The organism is Actinoplanes sp. NPDC051861, from assembly GCF_040681145.1.
Taxonomy (GTDB): Bacteria; Actinomycetota; Actinomycetes; order Mycobacteriales; family Micromonosporaceae; genus Actinoplanes.
In genome coordinates this window covers 162278-184391 of record NZ_JBFAYE010000016.1, presented here as the reverse complement: position 1 = coordinate 184391, position 22114 = coordinate 162278, and the positions used below count along the sequence as shown (strand labels likewise).

The 22114-nt window shown below is 70.1% G+C and carries 18 protein-coding genes; 9 read left to right on the top strand and 9 right to left on the bottom strand.

Annotation, left to right across the window (positions count from 1 at the left end; genetic code table 11):
• Positions 1–12: 12 nt before the first annotated feature.
• From AB0M02_RS33025 to AB0M02_RS33015, 3 genes are read left to right on the top strand one after another with little or no spacing between them, the layout of a single operon-like run.
• The gene (locus AB0M02_RS33025) at positions 13–891 is read left to right on the top strand and encodes a sugar ABC transporter permease (RefSeq protein WP_364234052.1); all 879 of its coding nucleotides are present in this window, start codon (positions 13–15) and stop codon (positions 889–891) included.
• Positions 888–1772, top strand: coding sequence for a carbohydrate ABC transporter permease (locus AB0M02_RS33020; protein WP_364234049.1), 885 nt, complete (start codon positions 888–890; stop codon positions 1770–1772). Before AB0M02_RS33025 ends, AB0M02_RS33020 begins: the two co-directional genes overlap by 4 nt.
• Positions 1769–3544: a beta-L-arabinofuranosidase domain-containing protein gene (locus tag AB0M02_RS33015; RefSeq protein WP_364234046.1), complete on the top strand. Its 1776-nt coding sequence runs from the start codon at positions 1769–1771 to the stop codon at positions 3542–3544. The genes AB0M02_RS33020 and AB0M02_RS33015 overlap by 4 nt, the downstream gene beginning before the upstream one ends.
• Positions 3545–3554: 10 nt before the next feature.
• On the opposite strand, the gene AB0M02_RS33010 is transcribed toward AB0M02_RS33015, so the two are convergent.
• Positions 3555–4562, bottom strand: coding sequence for a LacI family DNA-binding transcriptional regulator (locus AB0M02_RS33010; RefSeq protein WP_364234044.1), 1008 nt, complete (start codon positions 4560–4562; stop codon positions 3555–3557).
• A 179-nt stretch (positions 4563–4741) separates the two neighbouring features.
• Here AB0M02_RS33010 and AB0M02_RS33005 point away from each other — a divergent pair, with 179 nt between their 5' ends.
• Positions 4742–5758, top strand: coding sequence for a serine protease (locus AB0M02_RS33005; protein ID WP_364234042.1), 1017 nt, complete (start codon positions 4742–4744; stop codon positions 5756–5758).
• A 42-nt stretch (positions 5759–5800) separates the two neighbouring features.
• Here the strand turns inward: AB0M02_RS33005 and AB0M02_RS33000 are convergent, their stop codons facing one another.
• The 5 genes from AB0M02_RS33000 to AB0M02_RS32980 all read right to left on the bottom strand — a co-directional run bounded on the left by AB0M02_RS33000 (position 5801) and on the right by AB0M02_RS32980 (position 14058).
• On the bottom strand, positions 5801–6769 hold the full coding sequence (locus AB0M02_RS33000; RefSeq protein WP_364234039.1) for a hypothetical protein: 969 nt from the start codon (positions 6767–6769) through the stop codon (positions 5801–5803).
• Between the two features lie 11 nt (positions 6770–6780).
• Entirely contained in the window at positions 6781–8205 is a 1425-nt protein-coding gene (locus tag AB0M02_RS32995) for a plastocyanin/azurin family copper-binding protein (RefSeq protein ID WP_364234036.1), read from the bottom strand.
• Positions 8202–12011, bottom strand: a complete 3810-nt coding sequence (locus AB0M02_RS32990; protein WP_364234033.1) for a ThuA domain-containing protein — start codon at positions 12009–12011, stop codon at positions 8202–8204. Before AB0M02_RS32990 ends, AB0M02_RS32995 begins: the two co-directional genes overlap by 4 nt.
• Before the next feature lie 149 nt (positions 12012–12160).
• Entirely contained in the window at positions 12161–13231 is a 1071-nt protein-coding gene (locus AB0M02_RS32985) for a multicopper oxidase domain-containing protein (RefSeq protein ID WP_364234030.1), read from the bottom strand.
• A gap of 191 nt (positions 13232–13422) precedes the next feature.
• On the bottom strand, positions 13423–14058 hold the full coding sequence (locus AB0M02_RS32980; RefSeq protein ID WP_364234028.1) for a hypothetical protein: 636 nt from the start codon (positions 14056–14058) through the stop codon (positions 13423–13425).
• A 19-nt stretch (positions 14059–14077) separates the two neighbouring features.
• Here AB0M02_RS32980 and AB0M02_RS32975 point away from each other — a divergent pair, with 19 nt between their 5' ends.
• The 5 genes from AB0M02_RS32975 (at position 14078) to AB0M02_RS32955 (ending at position 20177) form a co-directional block, all read left to right on the top strand.
• Complete coding sequence (locus AB0M02_RS32975; protein ID WP_364234025.1) at positions 14078–15010, top strand: hypothetical protein; 933 nt, start codon at positions 14078–14080, stop codon at positions 15008–15010.
• A 44-nt stretch (positions 15011–15054) separates the two neighbouring features.
• Positions 15055–16362, top strand: coding sequence for an AI-2E family transporter (locus AB0M02_RS32970; protein WP_364234022.1), 1308 nt, complete (start codon positions 15055–15057; stop codon positions 16360–16362).
• A gap of 81 nt (positions 16363–16443) precedes the next feature.
• Positions 16444–18060, top strand: coding sequence for a methyl-accepting chemotaxis protein (locus tag AB0M02_RS32965; RefSeq protein ID WP_364234020.1), 1617 nt, complete (start codon positions 16444–16446; stop codon positions 18058–18060).
• Positions 18061–18105: 45 nt separating this feature from the next.
• Positions 18106–19044 carry an FAD-dependent oxidoreductase gene (locus AB0M02_RS32960; protein WP_364234017.1) on the top strand — a complete coding sequence of 313 codons (939 nt, stop codon included), beginning with the start codon at positions 18106–18108 and terminating at the stop codon, positions 19042–19044.
• Positions 19045–19130: 86 nt separating this feature from the next.
• Positions 19131–20177, top strand: a complete 1047-nt coding sequence (locus AB0M02_RS32955) for a cytochrome P450 (RefSeq protein ID WP_364234015.1) — start codon at positions 19131–19133, stop codon at positions 20175–20177.
• Between the two features lie 7 nt (positions 20178–20184).
• Here the strand turns inward: AB0M02_RS32955 and AB0M02_RS32950 are convergent, their stop codons facing one another.
• The 3 genes from AB0M02_RS32950 to AB0M02_RS32940 are packed head-to-tail and all read right to left on the bottom strand — an operon-like array spanning position 20185 to position 22021.
• Positions 20185–20946: an ABC transporter permease gene (locus tag AB0M02_RS32950; RefSeq protein ID WP_364234012.1), complete on the bottom strand. Its 762-nt coding sequence runs from the start codon at positions 20944–20946 to the stop codon at positions 20185–20187.
• Complete coding sequence (locus tag AB0M02_RS32945; protein ID WP_364234009.1) at positions 20943–21695, bottom strand: ABC transporter ATP-binding protein; 753 nt, start codon at positions 21693–21695, stop codon at positions 20943–20945. The genes AB0M02_RS32950 and AB0M02_RS32945 overlap by 4 nt, the downstream gene beginning before the upstream one ends.
• A complete protein-coding gene (locus tag AB0M02_RS32940; protein ID WP_364234006.1) occupies positions 21692–22021 on the bottom strand; it encodes a PadR family transcriptional regulator in 330 nt (109 codons plus the stop codon). The genes AB0M02_RS32945 and AB0M02_RS32940 overlap by 4 nt, the downstream gene beginning before the upstream one ends.
• Between the last annotated feature and the right edge of the window lie 93 nt (positions 22022–22114).

Genomic DNA, 22114 nt, shown 5'->3' with positions numbered 1-22114 from the left:
AAGGAGGCGGTCATGCAGCGCACCCGGTCCAACCGGTTGACCGGCCTGGCCTACGTGGCTCCGGCGCTGGCGTTCGTGCTGGTGTTCACGGTGTACCCGCTCGGGCGGATGATCTGGATGTCGCTGCACGAGTGGTCGCTGATCGCCGAACCGAGCTTCATCGGGGCGGACAACTTCCGCCAGGCGTTCAGCGACCGCCAGTTCTTGGCGTCGTTCCTGTTCACGTGCCAGTACACGCTCCTGATCACGCCGGTGCTGATCGTGGGTGGCTACCTGCTGGCGCTGCTCACCGCACCCGTGTCGAAAATGCGTGCTTTCACCCGTACCATAATCTTTGTCCCTGTAGTTATCGGCCTCGGCGTGTCGAGCCTTCTCTGGTATTGGCTGTTCAGCACCGACTTCGGCGTCATCAACCGCATCCTGCTCGATCTCGGCATCGTCGACGAGCCGGTGCTGTGGCTCGGTGTGGACGCCGGCACGTCGAACTTCGCGATCAGCACGTCGGTCGTGTGGAAGGTCATCGGCTTCGGGATGATCCTGTTCGTCGGCGCGATCCAGGCCATCCCGTCCGAGATCACCGAGGCGAGCCATGTGGACGGTGCCGGTTACCTGCAACGGGTCAGCCGCATCGTCCTGCCGCTGACCATGCGCACGGTCCTGCTGGTCACCCTGGTCAGCGTGATCGGCTCGCTGCTCGCGTTCGACCAGTTCTACATCATGACCGCCGGGCAGCCGCAGAACGAGACGGCGACCTCGGTCTTCTACGTCTACCTGAACTCGTTCCCGTACCTGAAGCTCGGGTACGGCGCCGCGCTCTCCCTGATCCTCGCGGTGACGATCCTCGCCTTCACCGTCGTGCAGATGGTCCTGACCCGCCGGAGCGAGTCGTGACCGCCACGCTGCAGAGAGCTCCGGTGCGGGCCGCCGTGGGACCGGCCCGCACCGGGCGAACCGGATACCTCGTGGCGGCCGGCTGCGTCGCGATCAGCACGATCATGCTGCTGCCGCTGCTCTACTCGGTGCTCGCCTCGATCAAACCGACCGCCGAGGCGGCCGCCGCGCCGCCGACCTACCTCCCGCACGGGGTGAGTCTCGACAGCTACCGGCGGCTCTGGGAGTACCAGGAGGGGCTGCTCACCTACCTCGGGAACAGCTTCGGCACAGCGGTCCTGACGATCGTCTTCACGCTGCTGCTGACGGTGCCCGCCGGGTACGGCCTGTCCCGCTTCCCGGTGCCCGGCCGGGAACTGATCTTCGTCGTGCTGCTGCTCGCGCTGATCATTCCCTACCAGGCCCTGCTCACCCCGATGTTCCTGATGTTCGCCCGGGTCGGCCTGACCAACTCGCTGATCGGGCTGGCCGTCCTGCACACCACGATCCAGTTGCCGTTCAGCCTCTACATCCTGCGCAACACGTTCGCCGCGGTGCCCCGGGAGATCGAGGAGGCCGCGGTGATGGACGGGGCGGGATCGCTGCAGATCCTGGTACGCGTCTTCCTCCCGCCCACCGTCCCGGCGGTCGTCACCGTCACCCTGTTCGCCTTCATCACGTCCTGGAACGAGTTCCTCGGCGCGCTGGTGATGATGAGCTCGAGCGCGAAGTTCACCCTTCCCGTGATCCTGGCGACCGCCCGCACCGAGACCAGCCTCGGCGGCACCGACTGGGGCATGCTCCAGGCCGGCGTCACGATCTCGATCATTCCGTGTGTGCTGGTCTACCTGTTGCTCCAGCGGTATTACATGGCCGGCCTGATGAGCGGAGCCGTCAAATGAGCGTGGCAGTAGTGCAGCCGTCCCGGACCGCGTCGACCCGGCTGCGCCCGTTCGACGCCCGGCAGGTCTCCCTGGCCGGCGGCTTCTGGGCCGAACGGGCCCGGATCAACGAGGAGCGCACCATCCCGCACGGGCTCCGGCAGCTCCGTGACTCCGGGACGCTGGACAACCTGCGGCCCACCGGCACCTACAACTCCGAGCTGCCGTTCCTGGACTCCGATGTGTACAAGTGGCTGGAAGCGGTCGGCTGGTCCACGTCCGCTCTGGGCGCCTCCTCAGCGGACGACGTGATCCGCCTGGTCGCCGAGGCGCAGCGCCCCGACGGCTACCTGAACAGCTTCGTCCGGGCCGGCCAGCCCTACCGCGACCTGTCCTGGGGCCACGAGCTGTACTGTCTCGGCCACCTCATCCAGGCCGCCGTGGCCTGGCATCGGGCGCGTGACGACGACCGGCTGCTGGAGGTGGCGGTCCGGGCCGCCGATCATCTGCCCGGCCCGCTTCTCGACGGTCATCCCAACATCGAGATGGCGCTCGTCGAACTCGCGCGGGTCACCGGCGAGCGGCGCCATCTGACGATGGCGGCCGCCATGCTGGAGATGCGGGGGCACGGCACGTTGCCCGGTGCGGACCGTTTCGGCGCGGCCTACTGGCAGGACCATGAGAGCGTACGCGACGCGAGCTCCGTCGCCGGCCACGCCGTACGGCAGCTCTACCTCGACTGCGGGGCCGTGGACGTGGCCGTGGAACTCGGCGACGACCGGCTGCTCGGTGCGGTGCGGCGCCGGTGGGACGACCTGATGCGTACCCGCACCTACCTCACGGGCGGGATGGGCAGCCGGCACCGGGACGAGGCGTTCGGGGATCCGTACGAGCTGCCGCCCGACCGCGCGTACGCCGAGACCTGCGCGGCCATCGCAGGTGTGATGCTCGCCTGGCGCCTGCTGCTGGCCACCGGCGAACCCGGGTACGCCGACGCGATCGAGCGGACCATGTACAACGGTGTACTGCCCGGCCTATCGCTGTCCGGCACCGAGTTCTTCTACACCAACCCGCTGCAGCGCCGCACCCACCGGGCGCCGGGCAGCACCGGGCAGCGGCAACCGTGGTACCCGTGCGCGTGCTGCCCGCCGAACCTGATGCGCATGCTCGGCTCCTGGCAGCAGTACCTGGCCACCTGGGACGACGGCGGTGTCCAGCTGCACCAGTACGCCTCGGCGGAGATCGCCACCGAGCTGCCGGCGGGCCCGGTCCAGCTGCGGGTCGAGACCGGCTATCCGTGGCAGGGCCGCATCGCCGTCCACTTCGTCGCGACACCGCCACGGCCGTGGACGCTGTCGTTGCGGGTGCCACGCTGGTGCCGCTCGGCCGCCGTGACCGGGCCGGGCGGCACGGAGACCCTGTCGTCGGGCGCCGGCGTGGTCAAAAGACACCAGCGCTGGCATCCCGGCGACCTGGTCGAACTGAACCTGGACCTGCCGGTCCGGATCACCGAACCGGATCCGCGCGTCGACGCGGTCCGCGGGTGTGCAGCGGTGGAGAGGGGGCCACTCGTCTACTGCATCGAGGCGGCGGACGCACCGGAGCGCGTCGAGATCGAGGAGCTCCGCTGGGATCCGGACCGGCACCTGACCGTGGTGACGCGGCCCGACGTCGCCGAGTCGCTCGTCGGTGTGGACGTGCCGATGAGGGGCGGGCTGACCGCCGGGGCCGTTCCGTACTTCGCGTGGGCCAACCGCGGCGTTGGCGGCATGCGCGTGTGGATCCCGCTCTGATCTCCGTTGTTCACGGCGGCGGGGCGGTGGAGTCCCGCACGATCAGTGGCAGTTTGAAAACGGTGACGCCGGGCTCGCGGGCCTCCGACGGGTCGCGGGCCAGCGACACCGCCTGGGCGACACCGAAGCTGACGATCTCGCCGATCGGCATCCGCAGCGTGGTGAGCGCGGGCACGGTGTGCGAGGCGATGAGGATGTCGTCGAAGCCGACCACCGAGAGCCGGCCGGGCACCGGGATGCCGAGCCCGTGCGCGGCGTGCAGCGCGCCCACCCCGACCAGGTCGGTGGACGCCGCGACCGCTGTCGGCGGCTCCGGCAGGCTCATCAGATCGGCCAGCGCCGCGGCACCACCGTCCAGAGTGCCGGCACACCGCCGCAGATATCCGGCGGGCACCCCGTCGAACCGGTCCCGCATGAAGTCGGCGTAGGCCTCCTCGCGAATCCGATACTCATTCGGCAGCTCGGCGCTCAGGAACCCGATCCGGCGGTGCCCGAGCGCGGCCAGATGTTCGAGCCCCGCCTGGATGCCCGCGCGGTCGTCGGGGTTGGCCGTCGGGAACTCCACCGGGCTCACACCCTGCCACAGCCCCACCACCGGCACGGTCGATCCGCGCAGGTCAGCGAGCAGCTCCGGATAGGCCATCATGTCGCCGAGCAGGATGATCGCGTCGGTGTGCCGCGTCTCCAGCACCGTGGTGAGCGGCGTCCCCTCGGCCAGCCGCCCGTGCACGTGCCCGAGCACGACGTTGTATCCGTGCGCCATCGACTCCAGCACCAGCGCCTCGATGACACCGGCGTAGAAGACGTCGCTGAAGTCCCGAACAACCGCCCCGATCAGGTTGGTCGACGCACCGCGCAGTCCACGCGCCAGCGGATTGGGCCGGTAACCGAGGTCACGGGCCGCCTGGATCACCCGCTCCCGGGTCTCCGGAGCGATCGGCACCCGCGTCGGCGCGTTGTTGAGCACCCGCGAAACCGTGCTCTGCGAAACCCCCGACGCCGCCGCGATGTCCCGCATCGTGACGACCGAACGCCCGGCCGGACGCTGAGGTCCGCCCGGTGGCTCTGCTCGGTCACCCCGCGCGGAAGTCGGCATCGCAGCGAGCGTAGCACCGCGCGAACGCCGTGCACGCATACGAATTCAGCGCACCGGAGAGGCGGCTACCGACGTCGAGACGGTTCTGCTCTACTCGAACGATGAGGAACGGCCTCTGGCATGCTCGCGTCGAGGTCCCGGGGTCAGGGCGGCGGGGCAGCGGCACCCTGGTGAGCGACCGTCACGTGCTGACCTGCGCCCACGTGGTCCATCACGACCCCTTTGCCATGGTGTTCCTGGGTGACACACCGACCCCGCGCCAGGCTCGTCTGCTGACGAGCGGCCCATGGTGGACGAGCACAGCGGACGCAGCCGACGTCGCCGTCCTCGAACTGGCCGAGCCGGTGACCGTCGAGCCCGCGCGTTTCGGGCCGTACTCGTCGGTGGATCTCTATGCGGGACAGGAGCTGACCGCATACGGATTCCCGCCGGGCTTCGAACAGATCGGCGTCAGCGCCACGTTCACCGCGAGCCCGGTGCGCATGCTGGGGCGCAACGTTCAGGTGGACGCCAAGGACAACGTCGGGGTGTGGCTGCAGCAGGGCTTCGCCGGTGCCGCCGCCGTCCACGTGAGCACCGGCCGGGTCATCGGTATGATCAAGGCAGCTGCGCGGGACCACCGGATCGGAATGATGGTGCCGGTCCCCGAATTGGCCCGGCACGTCCCCGGGCTGGACCGGCTGATCTCTCTGGGCCCGTTCGACCCGTACGCTTACACCGCACTGCGTTCGGCGTTGCGCGCGTCCTCCCCGGCGCCGGAATTCGCCGGTCGCTACCTTGCCGGGTTGCGCGCCCAGGTGCCCGGCCTGCCGCGCCATCTCAACACCGTCCAGGCCGTCGCGGAGGCTCTGGTCATGGAGTTGATGTTCAGCGACGACGAGATGGCCTACCGGCTCGGAGCGTTTCTCGTGCAACTCGGCACCCGTGAGGCAGGTCAATGGGTCGCCGATTTTCTTCTTCACGGCGCGGATCCGGGGATTCCGAAGCCGGGTGGTGACGGCCGCATCGAGGTGGCAATGGACCGGTACCACGTGACGTTCATCAACGCGCGGGGCGTTCAGATCGGCAATCACAACGGGCAGAGCAACGCCTTTCAACCCGGGCCGGGCCAGGAATGACACCCGGCCCGCCGCGGGAACGGCGGGCCGGGTGCGCGGAGGTCAGAGGTCGGCGGGACCGGCGACCCTGGCCTCCTGCACTGCCTCGGTGCGACGGGCGCCGGCCTTGGCAGTGTTCTCCTCGCGGCTGGCGGGCGCCGCGGCGCGGGCGGCGGTCGCAGCGCGGGCGTTGGCCGGGGCCGGGTCGGTGACGATGCCTCGGCGGACTCGGTTGTTGGGGGCGATCTGGGCGGCCGGGGAGTTGCCGGTGGCGGTCAGGACGCCGTCGACGATGTTGTCGTCGATGGTGACGGCGCCGGTGGTGCTGGTGACGCTGAGGTCGCGGCCCCAGAAGCCGCCGGACGCGCAGGAGTCGAGGGCGCCGTTCGGGCCGAGTTGGATGCCGCCCACGTTGCCGGCGAAGGTGGCCTTGCCGTGTACCGAGCTGCCGCAGACGACGCTGCCGGTGGCGCTGTTGAGCACCGACAGTGTGCCGTCGACGAAGGAGTCGTGCACGTCGGTGTAGTACGTGCCGGTGCTGCTCAGGTTGCCCTCGATCGACGTGCGGTCGACCTGCACCTCGCCGGCCTGGACGTTGACCGTGCCGGTGATCGTGCTGTCCTCGGTGTACAGGAAACTGTCGATCGTCGTGGTGCCCTTGGGGCGTACCGTCAGCGCGCCGCTCGTGGCGTCCGACAGGAACACGCCGTATCCCCCGGCGGCCAGCACGACCGGGCCGGTGATGTCGGTGTTCGAGGCGTCGAAGTATCCGTTGCCGGCGATCCGGACGTCGCCGGAGAACGTGCCGCCGGTGACGACCAGGTTGCCGCCGGCCGCGACGCTGACGTTGCCGGTGACGATGGTGCCGGTGAGCTCGCACGACTCGCCCGCCGGGACGTAGAGGTCGTTGGGCACGGTCACCGCGCCGCCGGTGCCGACGCAATGGGTGACGAGCGCGGCGCTGGCGGCCGGGGCCGCGACGAACAGGCCGGCGAGGGAGAGGGTGGCCAGAATCGCGGTTCGGTTGAGCATGGCGGTACTCCCTAAAGTGACGATCGGGCGGCCGCGCGGACGATCGCGCCCTGCTGCCGTTTGGTGAGCAACCCGCGGGCGACGAGCGCGGCGGTGACGGACTCGACGTGCCGGACGAACGCGGCGTGGTCGGCGTATTCGCCGTTCTCGGCCACCAGGTCGTTGACGGTGCAGCCGTCGCCGGTGTCCTCGTTGGGGACACCGGTGTCGTAGCCGTCGACGACCACCGTCTCGCGGAGGTCCGACCCGGGGCAGGCGTCCTCTCCGGAGCCGGCCACCGTGAACGACACCGACTTCTCCGGCGCGACGTTTCCGGCGGCGTCGGCCGCCCGGTACCTGAGCGTGTGCGCACCGGCGGCGGTCACCACGACGGGTGCGGTGTAGCGGATCCAGCCGCCACCGTCCAGGGCGTACTCGATGACGCCGGGCTCCGAGGAGGTCACCGTGACCGTCGCCGTGGCGGTGTCCGAACCGGTGACCGATGCGGCGGTGACGGGCGGCGAGGTGTCCCGCGCGACCACGGTGAAGTGCGACATCTGCTCGGCGGAGGTGTTGCCCGCGTTGTCGGTCGCCCGATAGTGCAGCATGTGCGCGCCGGGGCTTTCGATCAAAACCGGACTTGTGTACGCGGACCAGGCTCCACCGTCGAGCTGATACTCGGTACGCGCCACTCCGGACCCGGTGTCGCCGGCGGTGAGGGTGGCGGTGACCGTCCCGACGTACGCCCCCTCGCTGTTCCGCGTCCCGGCGAGCTGGACCTGCACCGTCGGCGGCGTGGTGTCCTCCGGCGGCCCGGAGTCGACCACCTCGAAGGCCACCGAGCCCACCGTGGAGGTGTTGCCGGCGTTGTCGGTAGCCCGATAGCGGACCGTGTGCTCACCGACGGCCGTCACCACGACCGGCGCGGAGTAGGCAGCGAAGGCGCCGTCGTCCAGCGCGTACTCGATGACCCCGGCCTCGGACGACGTCACCGTGACCGTCGCCGTGGCCGTGCCGTCGCCGGTCACCGCGGCGGTGACGGTGGGCGGGGTGGTGTCCTCCCCGCCGCCACCGGTGACGACGAGCTCGCCGACCATCGTGCCGTGGCCCGGGATGGCGCAGAAGTAGCGGTACCTGCCCGGGGTGAGGGTGACCGTGGCCTCGTGCCGGCCGCCGCTGGTGTCGAACGGGTTGGCCAGGATGTTCAGCGTGACGTCGTGGTTGTACCCCTCGGCCGACGTGTCGAACGTCAGCGTGTGCGGCATGCCGGTGGTGTTGCCGGTCGCCTCGCTGTTCTCGAACACGATCGTGGTGACACCGGCGACTGCCGTGGCCGGCGCCGACCTGTAGCGGGTCACATCACCGTCGGCGGTCCAGGTGAGAGTCTGTGCCGCGTTCGCCGGTGCCGCCGGCGTGAGCAGCACCAGTACGGCCAGGAGCAGCAGTAGTTTCCTCATAGTGCACGCACCCTGATGTCGCGGAACTCGACCAGGTCGGCGTCGCCGTGGTTCTGCAGGCCGATCAGGCCCTCGGCGAACTGCCGCAGGTCGGTGGGCGGGTCCCCGGCGCGGGAGGACTGTTTGCCGGGGGTGTTGTCGAACTCGTTGATGACCGTGCCGTTGCGGATGATCGTGTAGTGCTGGCCGACGACCCTGATCTCGTACGTGTTCCAGACGTTCTTGTCCGTGACGCGGGCCGCGCTCAGCGGGTTGGGGTCGAAGTTGTAGATCGATCCGGTCTTCTGCGGCTCGCCGGTCTCACCGTCGTAGATCTGGATCTCGTGCCCGCAGTAGATCGCCACCCAGGCCTGCGAGGTGCGGGCCGAGCCGGTCGTGCTGCACCCCTCGGGCCGCTGGTCGAGCGGGATCCGCGGATCGGGGAAGCGGGTGAAGACCCCGCTGTTGCCCCGCGTGGTGCCCGGCGCGACGTCGCGGAACTGGAGTGTCAGCGAGAAGTCCCTGACCGGCTTGGTGTGGTAGAGCATGCCCAGTCCCCCGCTGGGCCGCAGTGACCCGTCCGGCTGGATCGTGAACTGCCCGCTCGGCGCCTGCGCCCAGCCGAGCAGCGACTCGGGGGTGCCGTTGAACAGCGACTCGTATCCGGTGTGGCCGGGCCGCCCGATCGGCGAGGACGCGGCGGCACGGGTCAGCGTCCCCGCCTCCCGGCCGCTGAGCACGCCGTCGGCCCGCAGCCGGCCCGCCACGAGGTCGACGTGCCGGACGAACGCGTCGTGGGTGTCCCACGTGCTCTCGTCGTCGATCAGGTCGTCGACGGTGCACCCGTGCCCCACGACCCGGTTGGCCACGCCGGTCTCGGACGCGTCCAGGCGTACGGTATTCGCCGGATCAGCCACGACGCAGCCTGCCGTGACCGTCGTGCGGGTGACCGTGGTCGTCCCGTCGGCATAGGTCACCGTCAGCGTGGCGTTGTAGCTGCCCACCTTGGCATAGGTGTGACGCGGATCCGCCTCGGTCGACGTCGCGCCGTCGCCGAAATTCCACTGCCACGACACGCCGCCGGAGCGGGAACCGTTGAAGGCGTACGTCAACGGTTTGTCCTGAACCGCCACCGCCCGCGCGGCCGGAGCCGGTGTCGGCGCCCCGCCCTGGTAGGTGATCCGGATCAGCTTCTGGTTCGCGTGCAGGGTGAAGAAGCCGCCGCCGTAGTCGAGCAGGTAGAGCGCGCCGTCCGGCCCGAACTTGGCGTCCATCCAGGACTGCAGCTGGGTGGCGCCGCCGCCCGCCGGGATGATCGTGCGCAGCGACTCGGCGAAGGCCGGCGGCCGGCCCGGCTGGTCGACCGTGACCGCGACCCGGTTCGCCGCGTTCGACTGGTCGCCGATGAACCATTTGTCGTTCCAGTACGACGGCCACGCCACCGTGCTCGCCGGGTCGGCCAGATCGCGGTGGTAGGTCGGCCCGGACATCACGGCCTGCCCACCGCCACGCAGATACGGCTGGGTGTACGTGGCGTCGGCGGCCTTGTAGGTCGGGATGTTGCTGTCCGGCCGCTTGGGGAAGACCGGGCCACCGCCGTCCGGCGAGTACCAGATCATGTTGTCCCTGATCGGCGGCAGGTCGACCAGGCCGGTGTTGCGCGGCGACTCGTTCTTCGGGTTGTCGCAGTCGTACCAGCCGGTGAGCACCGTGGCGTCGGTCGTACTGCGGTCGCGGTACGGCTGCCGGTTGCCCATGCAGTACGGCCAGCCGTGGTTGCCGGCCTCGGTGATGATCGTGGCGGTCTCGTACTTGGCCGGTCCCAGCTCCGGGCTCGGCGCCGCCGCGTCCGGGCCCACCCAGGCCGCGGTCAGCCACTGCGTCTTCGGGTCGATCTGCAGGCGGGAGATGTTGCGCACGCCCATCACGTAGATCTCCGGCCGTGTCTTCGCGGTACCCGGCGGGAACAGGTTGCCCGGCGGGACCGTGTACGTGCCGTCCGCCTCCGGATGAATGCGGATGATCTTGCCGTTGAGGTCGTTCGTGTTCCCCGCGGTGCGCCGCGCGTCCTGGAACGAGGTACCCGCGTACTCCGCGGTCCAGTTGTTGCCGGAGTACCCACTCGAACCCTGCGACGAGTTGCTGTCACCCGAGCCGACGTACAGGTTGCCGTCGTCGTCGAACGTCATGCCACCGCCCGCGTGGCAGCAGCTGTGGATCTGCACCGGCCACTGCAGCAGGTCCTTGCGGGTGCTCTGGTCGATCGTGCGCGCCGTCCGGTCGTACGTGAATCGCGAGATCGTACGCTGACCGATGCGCTTCTCCCGATCGATCGAGGCGTGCGGCATCCAGTAGACGTAGAGCCACCCGTTGGTGGCGAACCCCGGGTCCGGGACGATGCCGAGCAGGCCCTCCTCGTTCTTCACGAGCTCGGTGCCGCTGCCCCGGTTGCCCATCACCGGCAGCGTGGTGAGCAGCTTGACCGTCCTGCTGCCCGGATCCCAGGCGTGGATCGTGCCGCAGCCCAGGCCGACGTTCGGGTCGTCCCAGCTGACCACCGGCCCGGTCGGGCAGGCAGCCTTGCCGACGTAGAAAACCGTGCCGTCGGGCGCGATCGTCAGGCCGTGCGGCTCACCGATCTGGTCCAGCTCACCGGTCTTGTTCGCCGCGGTCAGCCGCTCCACCCTGTAGTTGGCGGCGATCGTGGCCTGGCAGTCGCCGCGCACGATGCCGCTCGTCCAGCCGATCGCGCCGGTCAGGTGCTTCCGGAACGCCTCCTCCTCGTACCCTGCCTCGGTGTGCCCCATCCCGGTGTAGAAGGAGCGGCCGCCGTCGTAGTCGCGGCACCAGGAGACCGGGTGGAACGGGCTCGCCTGGCCCTCGACCTGCGCGAGCGTGTGCACCGTGCCGATCGGGCTCGGATCCCAGCCGTACCAGCGGTCCTCCCGCGCGACAGTCAGCGGCAGACCCTTCGTGGCCGGGTGCTGCCGGTCGAGAATGTCGACCACACCCTGTTTCACGGCGGGCGGCGCGGGCGTCTCGGTGGTGCCGGTGTACAGGCGCAGGTCGGCCAGCTGGGTCAGCGGCTCACCGGCGTTCGCCGTGATGGACAGCCGGTAGAACTTGACGTCCGCCGGAGCCGCCACGGTGAAGCGGCGCAGCTGGAACCGGTCCGGGAACGTCTGCGCGGTGCGGCGGTCCAGGTCGGACCACGTCTGGCCGTCCGCCGACCCCTGCAGCGTCCAGTCCTTCGGGTCACGGCCGGGCGAGTCGTTGGCTGACGTCAGCGCGTACCCCGTGATCTTTATGTTTGTCGCCAGCTCGTAGCCGATCCATGCGGTCGGCGTGCGCACCAGCCACTTGGTGTTGGCGTCGCCGTCGGTGAGCTTGGCGCGCGTCTCATTCGGAGGGTTCTCGCCGCTCGCGGTTACCGTGGCGACCGGCTGCGCGGGCGGGATCGCGCCGGCCGGGCGGGTGCCGATCAGGCCGGTGAACCAGGCGGAGTCGAGTTGGGCGCGGGCGGCGTCGCCGATGCCGAGGAAGCCGTTGCCGGCGTTGAGGTGTGATTTGAGGGCGGATTCCTGGGTTGAGGTCAGGGTGACGCCGTCGGCGGAGAGAAAGACGATTGATCGGTACGGGGCCAGGCTGCTCGGGGTGAAGACGGAGGGGTCGGTGGTGGTGGTTGTGGTGAGGCCCTGGGCGGTGGCGAGGTCTTTGATGGTGGCGGCGGCTCGGGTCACCGGGTCCTGTTGGGCGGTGGCGGTGCCGGAGAAGACGAGGATGCCGGGCTGGTTGCCGGGGGCCGCCGTGGCCTCCCCGGGCGGCACGACACCAACCGCCAAGATCGCCGCCAAAACCGCCGACCCCGCCCTTCCCAGGGGGAACCCCCGCCGATCATTGTGGCCGGAATTGCGGATCTTCGGAGCACGCCCTGTGGACGACGAGCGACTGTGGACAACGCCGGGACCTCGGAGCCTCATGATCCATTCCCTCCGTGTACGTGCGGTTGTGCCGTCTCCCGCGCCGCCGCCGCCGCAGCCGCAGCCGCCGCCGTCTCCCGCGCCGCAGCCGCCCGGTGCTGGTGGCCGTGGAACCGGTCGATCGCCTCCTGAGCACCCACCGGCATGCTCCCGTCGGCGTTGCGCACCAGAAAGATCCCGGCCATACCGGTGTCCGAGTGCATCTGGACGTGGCAGTGGTACATCCACGCCCCCGCCCCGACCCCCTCACCGGCAAGCACCTGGAACCCGAACGAGCTGCCCGGATTGAGGTCCTTGTTGTCGATCACCTGGCTGGGGTCGGACGGCCCCTCGAGCATTCCGGTGCGGTTGTCGGCCCACCGGTGCGCGTGCAGGTGAAAGGTGTGGAACAGGCTGCCGTGCCCGATGGCGATCCATTCCACCCGCTGGCCGAGATTCGCCTCGAACATCGGCGTGTCCGGCGCGCTCCGGTTGTTGACGAGCATGTCGTTGAACACGACCGTGAACTGTCTGTCCGGCAGGATGTCGCCGCGCCGCCGGACGATCAGCGCGCCGTACAGTCCTTTCGCGAGCCCGCCCGAGCCGTGTTCGGTTCCGAGGGCGTGGTCGTGGTAGTGCCAGTAGCCGGCGCTGCCCGGCATGAACCGGCGCCCGGCGGCCGCCGTCATCTCGTGCGAGCGCCAGACGTACGTACGCGTCTCGCCGGGCTGGTTGAAGCTGTCGTTGAAGGGCGAGCCGTCCGAGTCGGTGCTGTAGTCGACGCCGTGCGGATGGATGGAGAGCCGCTGCGTGGTCGTGTTGACCAGCGTGATCTCGAGCGTGTCCCCCTCGTACATCTCCAGCACCGGCCCCGGCACGGTGGCGCCGCCGCGGCTCAGCCCGTAACCGATCAGGCCGCCCGGCAGCGCCTCGGCGTAGATGGTGACCTTCTTGGTGGCCCCCGCCGCGGCCCGCGCCGGTTCACCCCTGGTCAGCGCGACCGCGCCACCGGTCAGCCCGAGCGCTCCCGCGGCGGCGAGCAGCGATCTCCGGCGTACCGGATCCCCGTTGACAACGTTGTCTTCCATGCGCGTCCTCCGGCCTGGGATGCGGTGCAGGCGGAATCTCATGCGTGAACGAGACTTTTCTCGGAAAAGTCAAAAGTTCCGTCGGATGCGACGAATCTATGACCCTCATCGATGAAAGTAAAGGTTTCCTTAAGATGGGAGCGCGCCCATTTTTAGGCCGACGCATTGACGCAGGTGAACGCGTAATGGGCCTAGGAATCCAGCGCGGCCAGCCAGGCGTGGGCGGGATGGACGCGGGTCAGCCAGCCGGCCAGTGCCGAGCGCTGGGCTGCGGACAGCAGCGGCAGGACACCCTCGAAGTCGGCCTGGTCCTTGGGGCGGGTGGCCTTGGCCTTGAAGAGCAGCACGAGTTCCGGGATCAGATACGGGATCCCGTCCGGGGTGTGGTGGATGATCGAGGCGTACGGCAGCCGGAGCGACGGGTCCCGGCGGCAGATCCACGTCGGGCCGTCGTGGGGTTCGCGGAAGACGTCGAGCAGGTAGTCGCCGGTCGCGGGGTCGCGCAGCCAGGTCTGATGTGTCTCGGCCAGGTCCTCCGCGGACGCCGCCTCCCGGATCCGGCCGTCGCCGACCGCGTCGAAGACCAGGCCCGGAAAGCGGGACCGGATCTCGGCGAACCGGCCGGCCGGCACACCGACCTCGATGTCGTGGTGCGTGCGGCTCTGCCCGCCCCGGAACAGATCCAGAGCCCATCCCGCCGCGACGTACCAGGGCACCTCGGCACCGGCCAGCCGCCGCGCGACCTCGCCGGGCGCCCAGCAGCGCGCCCACCGCCGCTCCAGGGCTTCCAGTTCACTCACCTCATCGCACGCGGTTTCCATCGACATCGGTCGTAGCGTCGATGTCATGGGTGGACGCAGACTAGCCGCGATTCTCCTCCTCTGCGGCCTGGCCGTGGTGGTGCCCGGCCCGGCCGCCGCCGTGGCGCCGTTCGTCGTGGGGGCCACCACGTCGGCCGGCGACACCGTCGGCAGCGGGAACACGTGTGCCGGCTTCCTCGACGAGCGGACCCACCTCGGGCCGCTCGCCATCCGCCGGGTGTTCACCGCGAACGGCTCACCGCCGAACGCGGACGCCGTCAACTGTCATGTGGTGCAGGGCGGCAAGCTCTGGTACTCGTTCAAGACGACGTGCACACCGGCCGGCGTCGCGGCCGGGCTGTGCGACGCCGAGATCCAGGCGATCGCGACGGCGATGCCCGCGGGTGGGTACCTCACGTACTACCACGAGCCCGAGGACGACATGACGGGCGTTCAGTTCGTCGCGGCGTTCACCCGGGTGTACCAGAAGGCCAAACTGGCCAACGCCGGGATCAGCGTGGTGCCGGTGCACATGTCGTACCAGTGGCGCTCCGGCTCGACGAAGGTCACGAACAACGGCACCGGCGGCGACCGGGAGATCCAGGACTGGATCGTGCCGGTGGCGTACGCGGACGCCTACGGCTTCGACCTGTACTGGCAGGCGAGCACGCGTGGCAGCGAGCCTGACGACCCGTACAGTATCGGTCTTGATCCTCGGATGATCCGGTGGCACAACGCCTTCGGTGCGCTGGGCCGCCCGCTCGCGCTCGCCGAGTGGGGCATCGACGACGATCAGGGAGTACGCGCGTCGCGCGGCCCGGCGATCCGCGCCTCCCGCACCTGGCTGGCGACACACGGGTTCACGATCATCAGCTACTGGCAGCACGACAACTGGTACCTGGGCACCTCGGCGCTGCCCCCGGGCGCCTATGCCGACAGTGACGGGGTGGCCGCCTACAACGAGCTGACCGCCCCCTGAGGCGGGTGGGATTGAACCGGCGCCGCGCAGGGCATCCCGGCGGCATGGCATGGACACGGACGGTTCGGGAGCGCGCCCGGGCCAGGATCTCCGAGGCGCAGAGCCGGAACGCGCCACCGCCGTTCGTCGCGGGGCCGGACATGGGCGGCGACACTCCCCCGCCGGTCGTGGTGGTGGGCCACAAGTCGGACAGCGAGGTGCTGCCGCGCGCGGTGCGTACGGCCGGCGCCTGGGCCTGGCGGTTCATCCTGTTCGTGCTTGCCGCGTACCTTTTTCTCCGGGTCGTCGCCCTGCTCCGCGTAGTGATCATCCCGGTGGTGGTGGCGATTCTGCTGGCCGCTCTCTTCCAGCCGGCCAGCGCGGCGCTCGTCCGGCGCGGTGTGAACCGCTCGTTCTCGGCCGGTCTGGTCCTGTTCGCCGCGCTGGTGCTGGTCTTCGGCGGGCTCGGGCTGATCGTCCGGACCTTCATCGCGCAGCTCGGCGACCTGTCGACACAGGTCAGCGACGGCATCCGGGAGATACAGACGTGGCTCGCGCGCAGCCCGCTGCACGTCACCGACCGGCAGCTCGACCAGTACCTCGACCAGGCGCGGGCGGCGATCACCGAGAACCAGGGTTCGCTGACCTCCGGCGCGCTCAGCACCGCGGCCACCGTCGGTGAGGTGGTGACCGGGTTCTTCCTGGTGCTGTTCACGCTCTTCTTCTTCCTGCGCGACGGCGGCCAGATCTGGTCGTTCCTGTGCCGCCTGCTGCCCCGCGACGCCCGGCTGCCGACGGCGCGCGCCGGCCACTACTCGTGGCACACGCTCGTCTCCTATGTGCACGCCACGGTGCTGGTCGCGTTCGTGGACGCGCTCGGCATCGGCATCGGGCTGATGATCGTCGGCGTGCCGCTCGTGCTGCCGCTGGCCGCGCTGGTGTTCCTGGGCGCGTTCATCCCGGTTATCGGCGCCACCGTCGCCGGGGCGGCCGCCGTGCTGGTGGCGCTGGTCGCGAACGGGCCGGTGAGCGCGCTGATCGTGCTGGCGATCGTGATCGGCGTCCAGCAGCTCGAGGGGCACGTCCTGCAGCCGCTGATCATGGGCCGGGCGGTGGCGCTGCATCCGCTCGCCGTGATCCTGGCGATCGCGGCCGGCATCGTCCTGGCGGGCATCGTCGGCGGCCTGATCGCGGTGCCGCTGCTGGCCGTTCTCAACACCGCGATCCGCTACCTGATCGATCATCCGCAGGGTGAGCCGACGCCGAACCGTCAGCCTCCGGGGACCGAGCCGACCGGCGACGAGGCCCCGGCCGAGGAGCAGCGCCAGGCCGAGGATCTGCCGCCGGCCAGGACGTCGGTTGCGGGCGCTTGAAGCGTACGGGTACGGGTAAGTCGCCAGGACCTCGCCGCGCTGCCCAAAGTTCCTGGATAACATGGCTGCGGAGGGGTCTACGTGAAACTGCTTCGGCAATTGCGGGTGACCACGCGCCTGGTGGCCGGATTCCTCCTTCTGGCGCTGTGCGTGGTCGCGATCTGGATGGCCGCCGTCTGGTCGGCCGACAGCACCCGCGACACCGCTCAGGCCCTGGCCCGCTCGCAGGCACAGCTGGACGCCGCACAGCAACTCAAGTACCGGGTGACCGACGTCAGCGGCTGGCAGGCCGGATACGCGTTCAACATCGTGCGGGGCGCCCCGGGTGCCACCGAGGACACGGCGCCCGAGCGGGCCGCGTTCCTCGCCGCGACGGCCAGCTTCGTCACCGAGCTGGACGCGATGGCGGCGCTGGCGCTGACCGGGCCGGAGAAGGCCGACGTGGCGACGATCCGCACCGCGTTCCAGCAGTTCCAGGAGATGGACGACGAGGTCATCGCCGCCTACCGAGCGGGCGCCCGGGCGCAGGCCGACAAGGCGAACGACCTGGTGGCCGGGCCGGGCCTGGAGCTGTACGCGGTGATCGCCGGCGGCGTCGACCGCCTGCTGGAGAGCGCACGCCAGCGCGAGGCGGTCGCGCACCGGCTGGCCGACGACACCGCCGACCGGACCAGCCGCGTCGCCAACGTGGTCGGCAGCCTCGCGCTGATCGTCGCGATCGTGCTCGCGGTCCTGCTCGCGCTCTCGATCATCCGGCCGCTGGGCGCGCTGCAGGAACGGCTCGCGGACATCGCCGAGGGCGAGGGCGACCTGACCCTGCGGCTGGAGACCACCGGCCACGACCAGTTCACCGACGTCAGCCGCTCCTTCAACCTGTTCGTCGAGAAGATCGCCGGCGCCGTGCGCGAGATCAGCGAGTCGGCGTCGACCGTCGCGCACGCCAGCGAGACGCTCACCACCACCGCGATCGAGATCATGGTGGATGCCAAGGCGACGTCGCGGCAGTCGGGCGAGGTGGCGCTCGCGGCGGACGAGGTGGCGGCGGACATGCGTACGGTCGCGGAGAGCACGTCCTCGATGGGCGGCTCGCTGAAGAAGATCGCCGGTACCGCCGCCGAGGCGGCCCGCGTCTGCGAGCAGAGCTTGGCGGCGGCTCAGGTCACGCAGGCGGTGATCGGGCGGCTCACGACCTCCAGCCAGGAGATCGGCGACATCGTGAAGGCGATCGCCGCGATCGCCGCGCAGACCAACCTGCTCGCGCTGAACGCGACCATCGAGGCGGCTCGGGCCGGCGAGTCCGGCAAGGGTTTCGCAGTGGTGGCCGGCGCGGTGAAGGACCTGGCGCAGGAGACCGAGGCCGCCACGGGCGACATCGAGGCGAAGGTGCAGAGCATTCAGCAGGACACCACGGCGGCCACCGAGGCGATCGGCGGCATCGTCGAGATCGCGGGCCGGCTGGGCGGCTTCCAGACCGGCATCACGTCGGCGATCGCCGCCCAGACCACCACGACCGACGAGATGAGCCGCGACATCAGCCACTCGACGACAAGCTCCGCGGACATCGCGGCGACCATCGCCACGATCTCGTCCAGCGCGCAGCACACCACCAGCGGCGTCATCGACATCAAGCAGGCGACCCAGGAGCTGTCCCAGCTGAGCAACGAGCTACGCGTGCTGGTCGGCCAGTTCCGGGCCTGACCGCGGAGCGTCTCGCGGGCCGGCCCGCCGGTTAGAGTCACCAGCGTGAGCAAGGTGACGGTGGTCGGTGCCGGTGTGATCGGGCTGAGCGTGGCCCACGAGCTCGCGGCGGCCGGCCATCAGGTCAGCGTCGTGGCCTCGCGGGACGCCTCGGCGAGCGTCTCCTCGGTCGCCGCAGCCATCTGGTTCCCGCACGACGTGGAGGTCTCCGGCGCGGTGGTCGACTCGGGCCGGGTGACCTACCAGCGGCTGGAGGAGCTGGCGCGCGATCCCGGGACCGGCGTGCGGATGCGTACCGGCACCGTTCTGACCCGGCGGCCCGACCCGGACCTCTCGTGGACGCGGGCCGTCCCCCACCATGAGCGGCTGGCCGGCGGTGCTGGGGTGCGCTGCACCGTGCCGCTCGTCGAGACCGACCTCTACCTGGGCTGGCTGCGCGCGTCGGCCCTCGCCCTGGGCGTGCGGATGCGCACGGCCGAGGTGCGGTCGGTGACCAAGCTGCTGCGCGAGGACGAGCCCGACGCCCTGGTGGTGGCCGCCGGTCTGGGTTCGGCCGCGCTGCTCGGCGACGACACCGAGTCCTTCCCGATCCGGGGCCAGGTGGTCCGCCTGGCGAACCCGGGGCTGACCGAGTGGTTCATCGACGGCGACAACCCGGGCGGCCTGACATATATGGTGCCCCGCGGCAACGACGTCGTGTGCGGCGGCACCGGCGAGGTCGGCTCCTGGGACGAGCAGATCGATCCCCGCATCGAGAGCGGAATCCTGAGCCGTGTCGTGGCGCTCGTGCCCGAGCTGGCCGGGCAGCCGGTGCTCTCCCGCGCCGTGGGGCTGCGGCCGGCCCGCTCCCGGGTGCGCGTGGAGAAGGTCGCCGGCCACGACCGGCCGGTGTTCGCCTGCTACGGTCACGGCGGCGCGGGCTTCACACTCTCCTGGGGCGACGCCATCCGCATCACCGAACTCGTGGGCAGGGTAGCGGAATAGTCCATTCGTATGCTTCGATCTATTCCGAAGGCCGGGCATCTTCCCCCGTGGATGCCCGGCCTCCTGCTGTGAGGAGGCGCGCCGGCGTGACTGTTCGAACCGAGCTGCCGGACGGCTCCCCGGTCTGGCTCGTCACGCGCTACACCGATGTCCGCTCGCTGCTCGCCGACCCGCGCCTGTCGGTCGACAAGAGCAACGGCAACGGGAGCTGGCGCGGCTTCTCCCTGCCGCCGGCGCTGGACGCGAACCTGCTGAACATGGACCCGCCGGACCACACCCGGATCCGCCGGCTCGTGTCACAGGCGTTCACCCCGCGCCGCGTGGAGGCCCTCCGCCCGCTCATCCAGCAGACCGCCGACGCACTGCTCGACGCGCTCGACGGGCGGGCAGAGGCCGACCTGGTCCGCGACTACGCCGGGCCGTTGCCGGTGACAGTCATCTCGGAGCTGCTGGGCGTCCCCGAGACCGACCGGCCGGACTTCCGCACGTGGACCAGAACGATGCTGCTGCCCCCGGGAGGTGACCGGGCCGCCGCGGCGCGCGCGATCGGCAGCATCCACGCGTACCTTCAAAGGCTTCTTGCCGTCAAACGCGCCGCGCCGGCGGGCGATCTGCTCTCCGCCCTGATCGCCGCCCGCGAGGACGGCGACCGGCTCACCGAGGACGAGCTGACCTCGCTCGCCTTCCTGCTGCTCATCGCCGGTTACGAGAACACCGTCCACGCGATCGGCACCGGCCTGCTCACGCTGCTGAGCCACCCGGGGACGCCGGTCACACCGGAGACCGTCGAGGAGTTGCTGAGTCAGGAGCCGCCCGCTTCGATGCTGCTGCGGCGTTTCCCCGTCGAGGACATCGAGGTCGGCGGTGCGGTGCTGCCGCGCGGCGAGACCGTCCTGCTCGTGGTGAGCGAGGCCAACCGGGACCCGGACCGCCAGGGCGGCCATCTCTCGTTCGGCCACGGCGTGCACTACTGCGTGGGAGCACCGCTGGCCCGCGCCGAGCTGGAGATCGCCCTCGGCACCGCACTGCGCCGGTTCCCGAAGATGCGGCTCGCGATCCCGGCCGAGGAGGTGCGGTGGCTGCCGTCCTTCCGCGCTCGCGGACTTTCCGAGCTGCCCGTCCTCCTCGGCTGAGGAAGGATCAGGCGATCTTGCGACGGTAGATGACCACCGCGAAGGCGTACGAGACAACCAGGATCCCGCCGCACCAGGCGAGCGCCGTCCAGATCCCGGTGCCGACCGGCTGCTGCGCGAACAGGTCGCGGATCGCGTTCACGATCGAGGTCGTCGGCTGGTGCTCGGCGAAGGCGCGTACCGGTCCCGGCATCGTCTCGGTGGGCACGAAGGCGGAGCTGATGAACGGCAGGAAGATCAACGGGTACGCGAACGCCCCCGCGCCCTCCACCGTCTGACCGGACAGCCCGGCGATGACCGCGATCCAGGTCAGGGCGAGCGTGAACAGGATCAGGATGCCCGCCACCGCGAGCCACGCGAGTGGTCCCGCGCCGGAGCGGAAGCCCATCAGCAGGGCGACGCCCGTGACGATCAGCAGGGAGATCAGGTTGGCGACCACCGAGGTGGTGACGTGCGCCCACAGCACACCCGAGCGGGCGATCGGCAGCGACTGGAAGCGTTCGAAGATGCCGCTGCGGAGGTCCATGAACAGCCGGTACGCCGTGTACGCGACACCGGACGCGATGGTGATCAGCAGGATGCCGGGGAGCATGTAGTTCACGTACGACCCCGAGCCGGTGTCGATCGCGCCGCCGAACACGTAGACGAACAGCAGCATCATGGCGACCGGCGTGATCGCGGTCGTGATGATCGTGTCGACGCTGCGGGTGACGTGCTTCATCGACCGGCCGACCAGGACGGTGGTGTCGCCGAGGAAGTGCCGGTTCATGACTGGTCCTTGACGACGGCGAAGAAGATCTCTTCGAGGGTGGGCTGCTTCTCGACGTACTCGACCTTGGCGGGCGGCAGCAGGCGCTTCAGCTCCTCGAGGGTGCCGTTCACCACGATGCGGCCCTCGTGCAGGATGGCGATCCGGTCGGCGAGGTGCTCGGCCTCCTCCAGGTACTGCGTGGTCAGCAGCACTGTCGTGCCCCGGGCGGCGAGACCTTTCACCGCCTCCCACACCTCGATCCGGGCCTCGGGATCCAGCCCGGTCGTCGGCTCGTCCAGGAAGATCACCGGCGGGTCGCCGATCAGGCTCATCGCGATGTCCAGGCGCCGCCGCATACCCCCCGAGTACGTGGCGACCCGGCGGCCGGCGGCATCGGTGAGCGAGAACCGGGTCAGCAGGTCGTCGGCGATCCTCCCCGGTTCGGGGAGGTGCCGCAGGCGGGCCACCAGGACCAGGTTCTCCCGGCCGGTCAGGATCTCGTCGACCGCCGCGAACTGCCCGGTCAGGCTGATCGACTCACGTACCCGGGACGGCTGCCCTGCCACGTCGAAACCGTTGACGGTCACGGACCCGGCGTCGGCGCGCAGCAGGGTGGCCAGAATGCGCACGACAGTGGTCTTGCCGGCACCGTTCGAACCGAGCAGCGCGAAGATGTCACCCCGCGCCACCTCGAGGTCCACGCCGCGCAGCACGTGCAGATCCTTGTAGGACTTCTCCAGCCCTCGTATCTCGATCGCCGTCGTCATCTCTCTCCCTCGTGGAGTTGTTCGAGCCGCTCGGCGAGGAAGCTCCAGCTCGTCCAGAACTCGGCGAGGTACTCCCGGCCTCTGGCGTTGAGCGTGTACACCTTGCGCGGCGGGCCCTTCTCGGACGGGACCTTCTCGACGTCGACGAATCCGCGCTGCTCCAGTCGGACCAGCAGCGCGTAGACGGTGCCCTCGGCGATGTCGGTGAAGCCCCGCTCCCGCAGCGACGCGGTGATCTCGTAGCCATAGGCGGGCCGGACGGCCAGAAGCGCCAGGACCATGCCCTCCAGCACGCCCTTGAGCATCTCGGTCATCTGCTTACCCACGGAACCGCGCCTCCCCGGCACTACTTGGTGTTGCTGAGTACCGGTACATAGTAACGCTGAATACCGCCGCCGCAACACCCGTCATCCGCCGGC

Coding starts and splice junctions, on each gene's coding strand:
- AB0M02_RS33025 (WP_364234052.1), top strand. CDS start 13: ATGCAGCGCACCCGGTCCAACCGGTTGACCGGCCTGGCCTACGTGGCT.
- AB0M02_RS33015 (WP_364234046.1), top strand. CDS start 1,769: ATGAGCGTGGCAGTAGTGCAGCCGTCCCGGACCGCGTCGACCCGGCTG.
- AB0M02_RS33010 (WP_364234044.1), bottom strand. CDS start 4,562: ATGCGGGACATCGCGGCGGCGTCGGGGGTTTCGCAGAGCACGGTTTCG.
- AB0M02_RS33005 (WP_364234042.1), top strand. CDS start 4,742: ATGAGGAACGGCCTCTGGCATGCTCGCGTCGAGGTCCCGGGGTCAGGG.
- AB0M02_RS33000 (WP_364234039.1), bottom strand. CDS start 6,769: ATGCTCAACCGAACCGCGATTCTGGCCACCCTCTCCCTCGCCGGCCTG.
- AB0M02_RS32995 (WP_364234036.1), bottom strand. CDS start 8,205: ATGAGGAAACTACTGCTGCTCCTGGCCGTACTGGTGCTGCTCACGCCG.
- AB0M02_RS32985 (WP_364234030.1), bottom strand. CDS start 13,231: ATGGAAGACAACGTTGTCAACGGGGATCCGGTACGCCGGAGATCGCTG.
- AB0M02_RS32980 (WP_364234028.1), bottom strand. CDS start 14,058: ATGTCGATGGAAACCGCGTGCGATGAGGTGAGTGAACTGGAAGCCCTG.
- AB0M02_RS32975 (WP_364234025.1), top strand. CDS start 14,078: ATGGGTGGACGCAGACTAGCCGCGATTCTCCTCCTCTGCGGCCTGGCC.
- AB0M02_RS32970 (WP_364234022.1), top strand. CDS start 15,055: ATGGCATGGACACGGACGGTTCGGGAGCGCGCCCGGGCCAGGATCTCC.
- AB0M02_RS32950 (WP_364234012.1), bottom strand. CDS start 20,946: ATGAACCGGCACTTCCTCGGCGACACCACCGTCCTGGTCGGCCGGTCG.
- AB0M02_RS32945 (WP_364234009.1), bottom strand. CDS start 21,695: ATGACGACGGCGATCGAGATACGAGGGCTGGAGAAGTCCTACAAGGAT.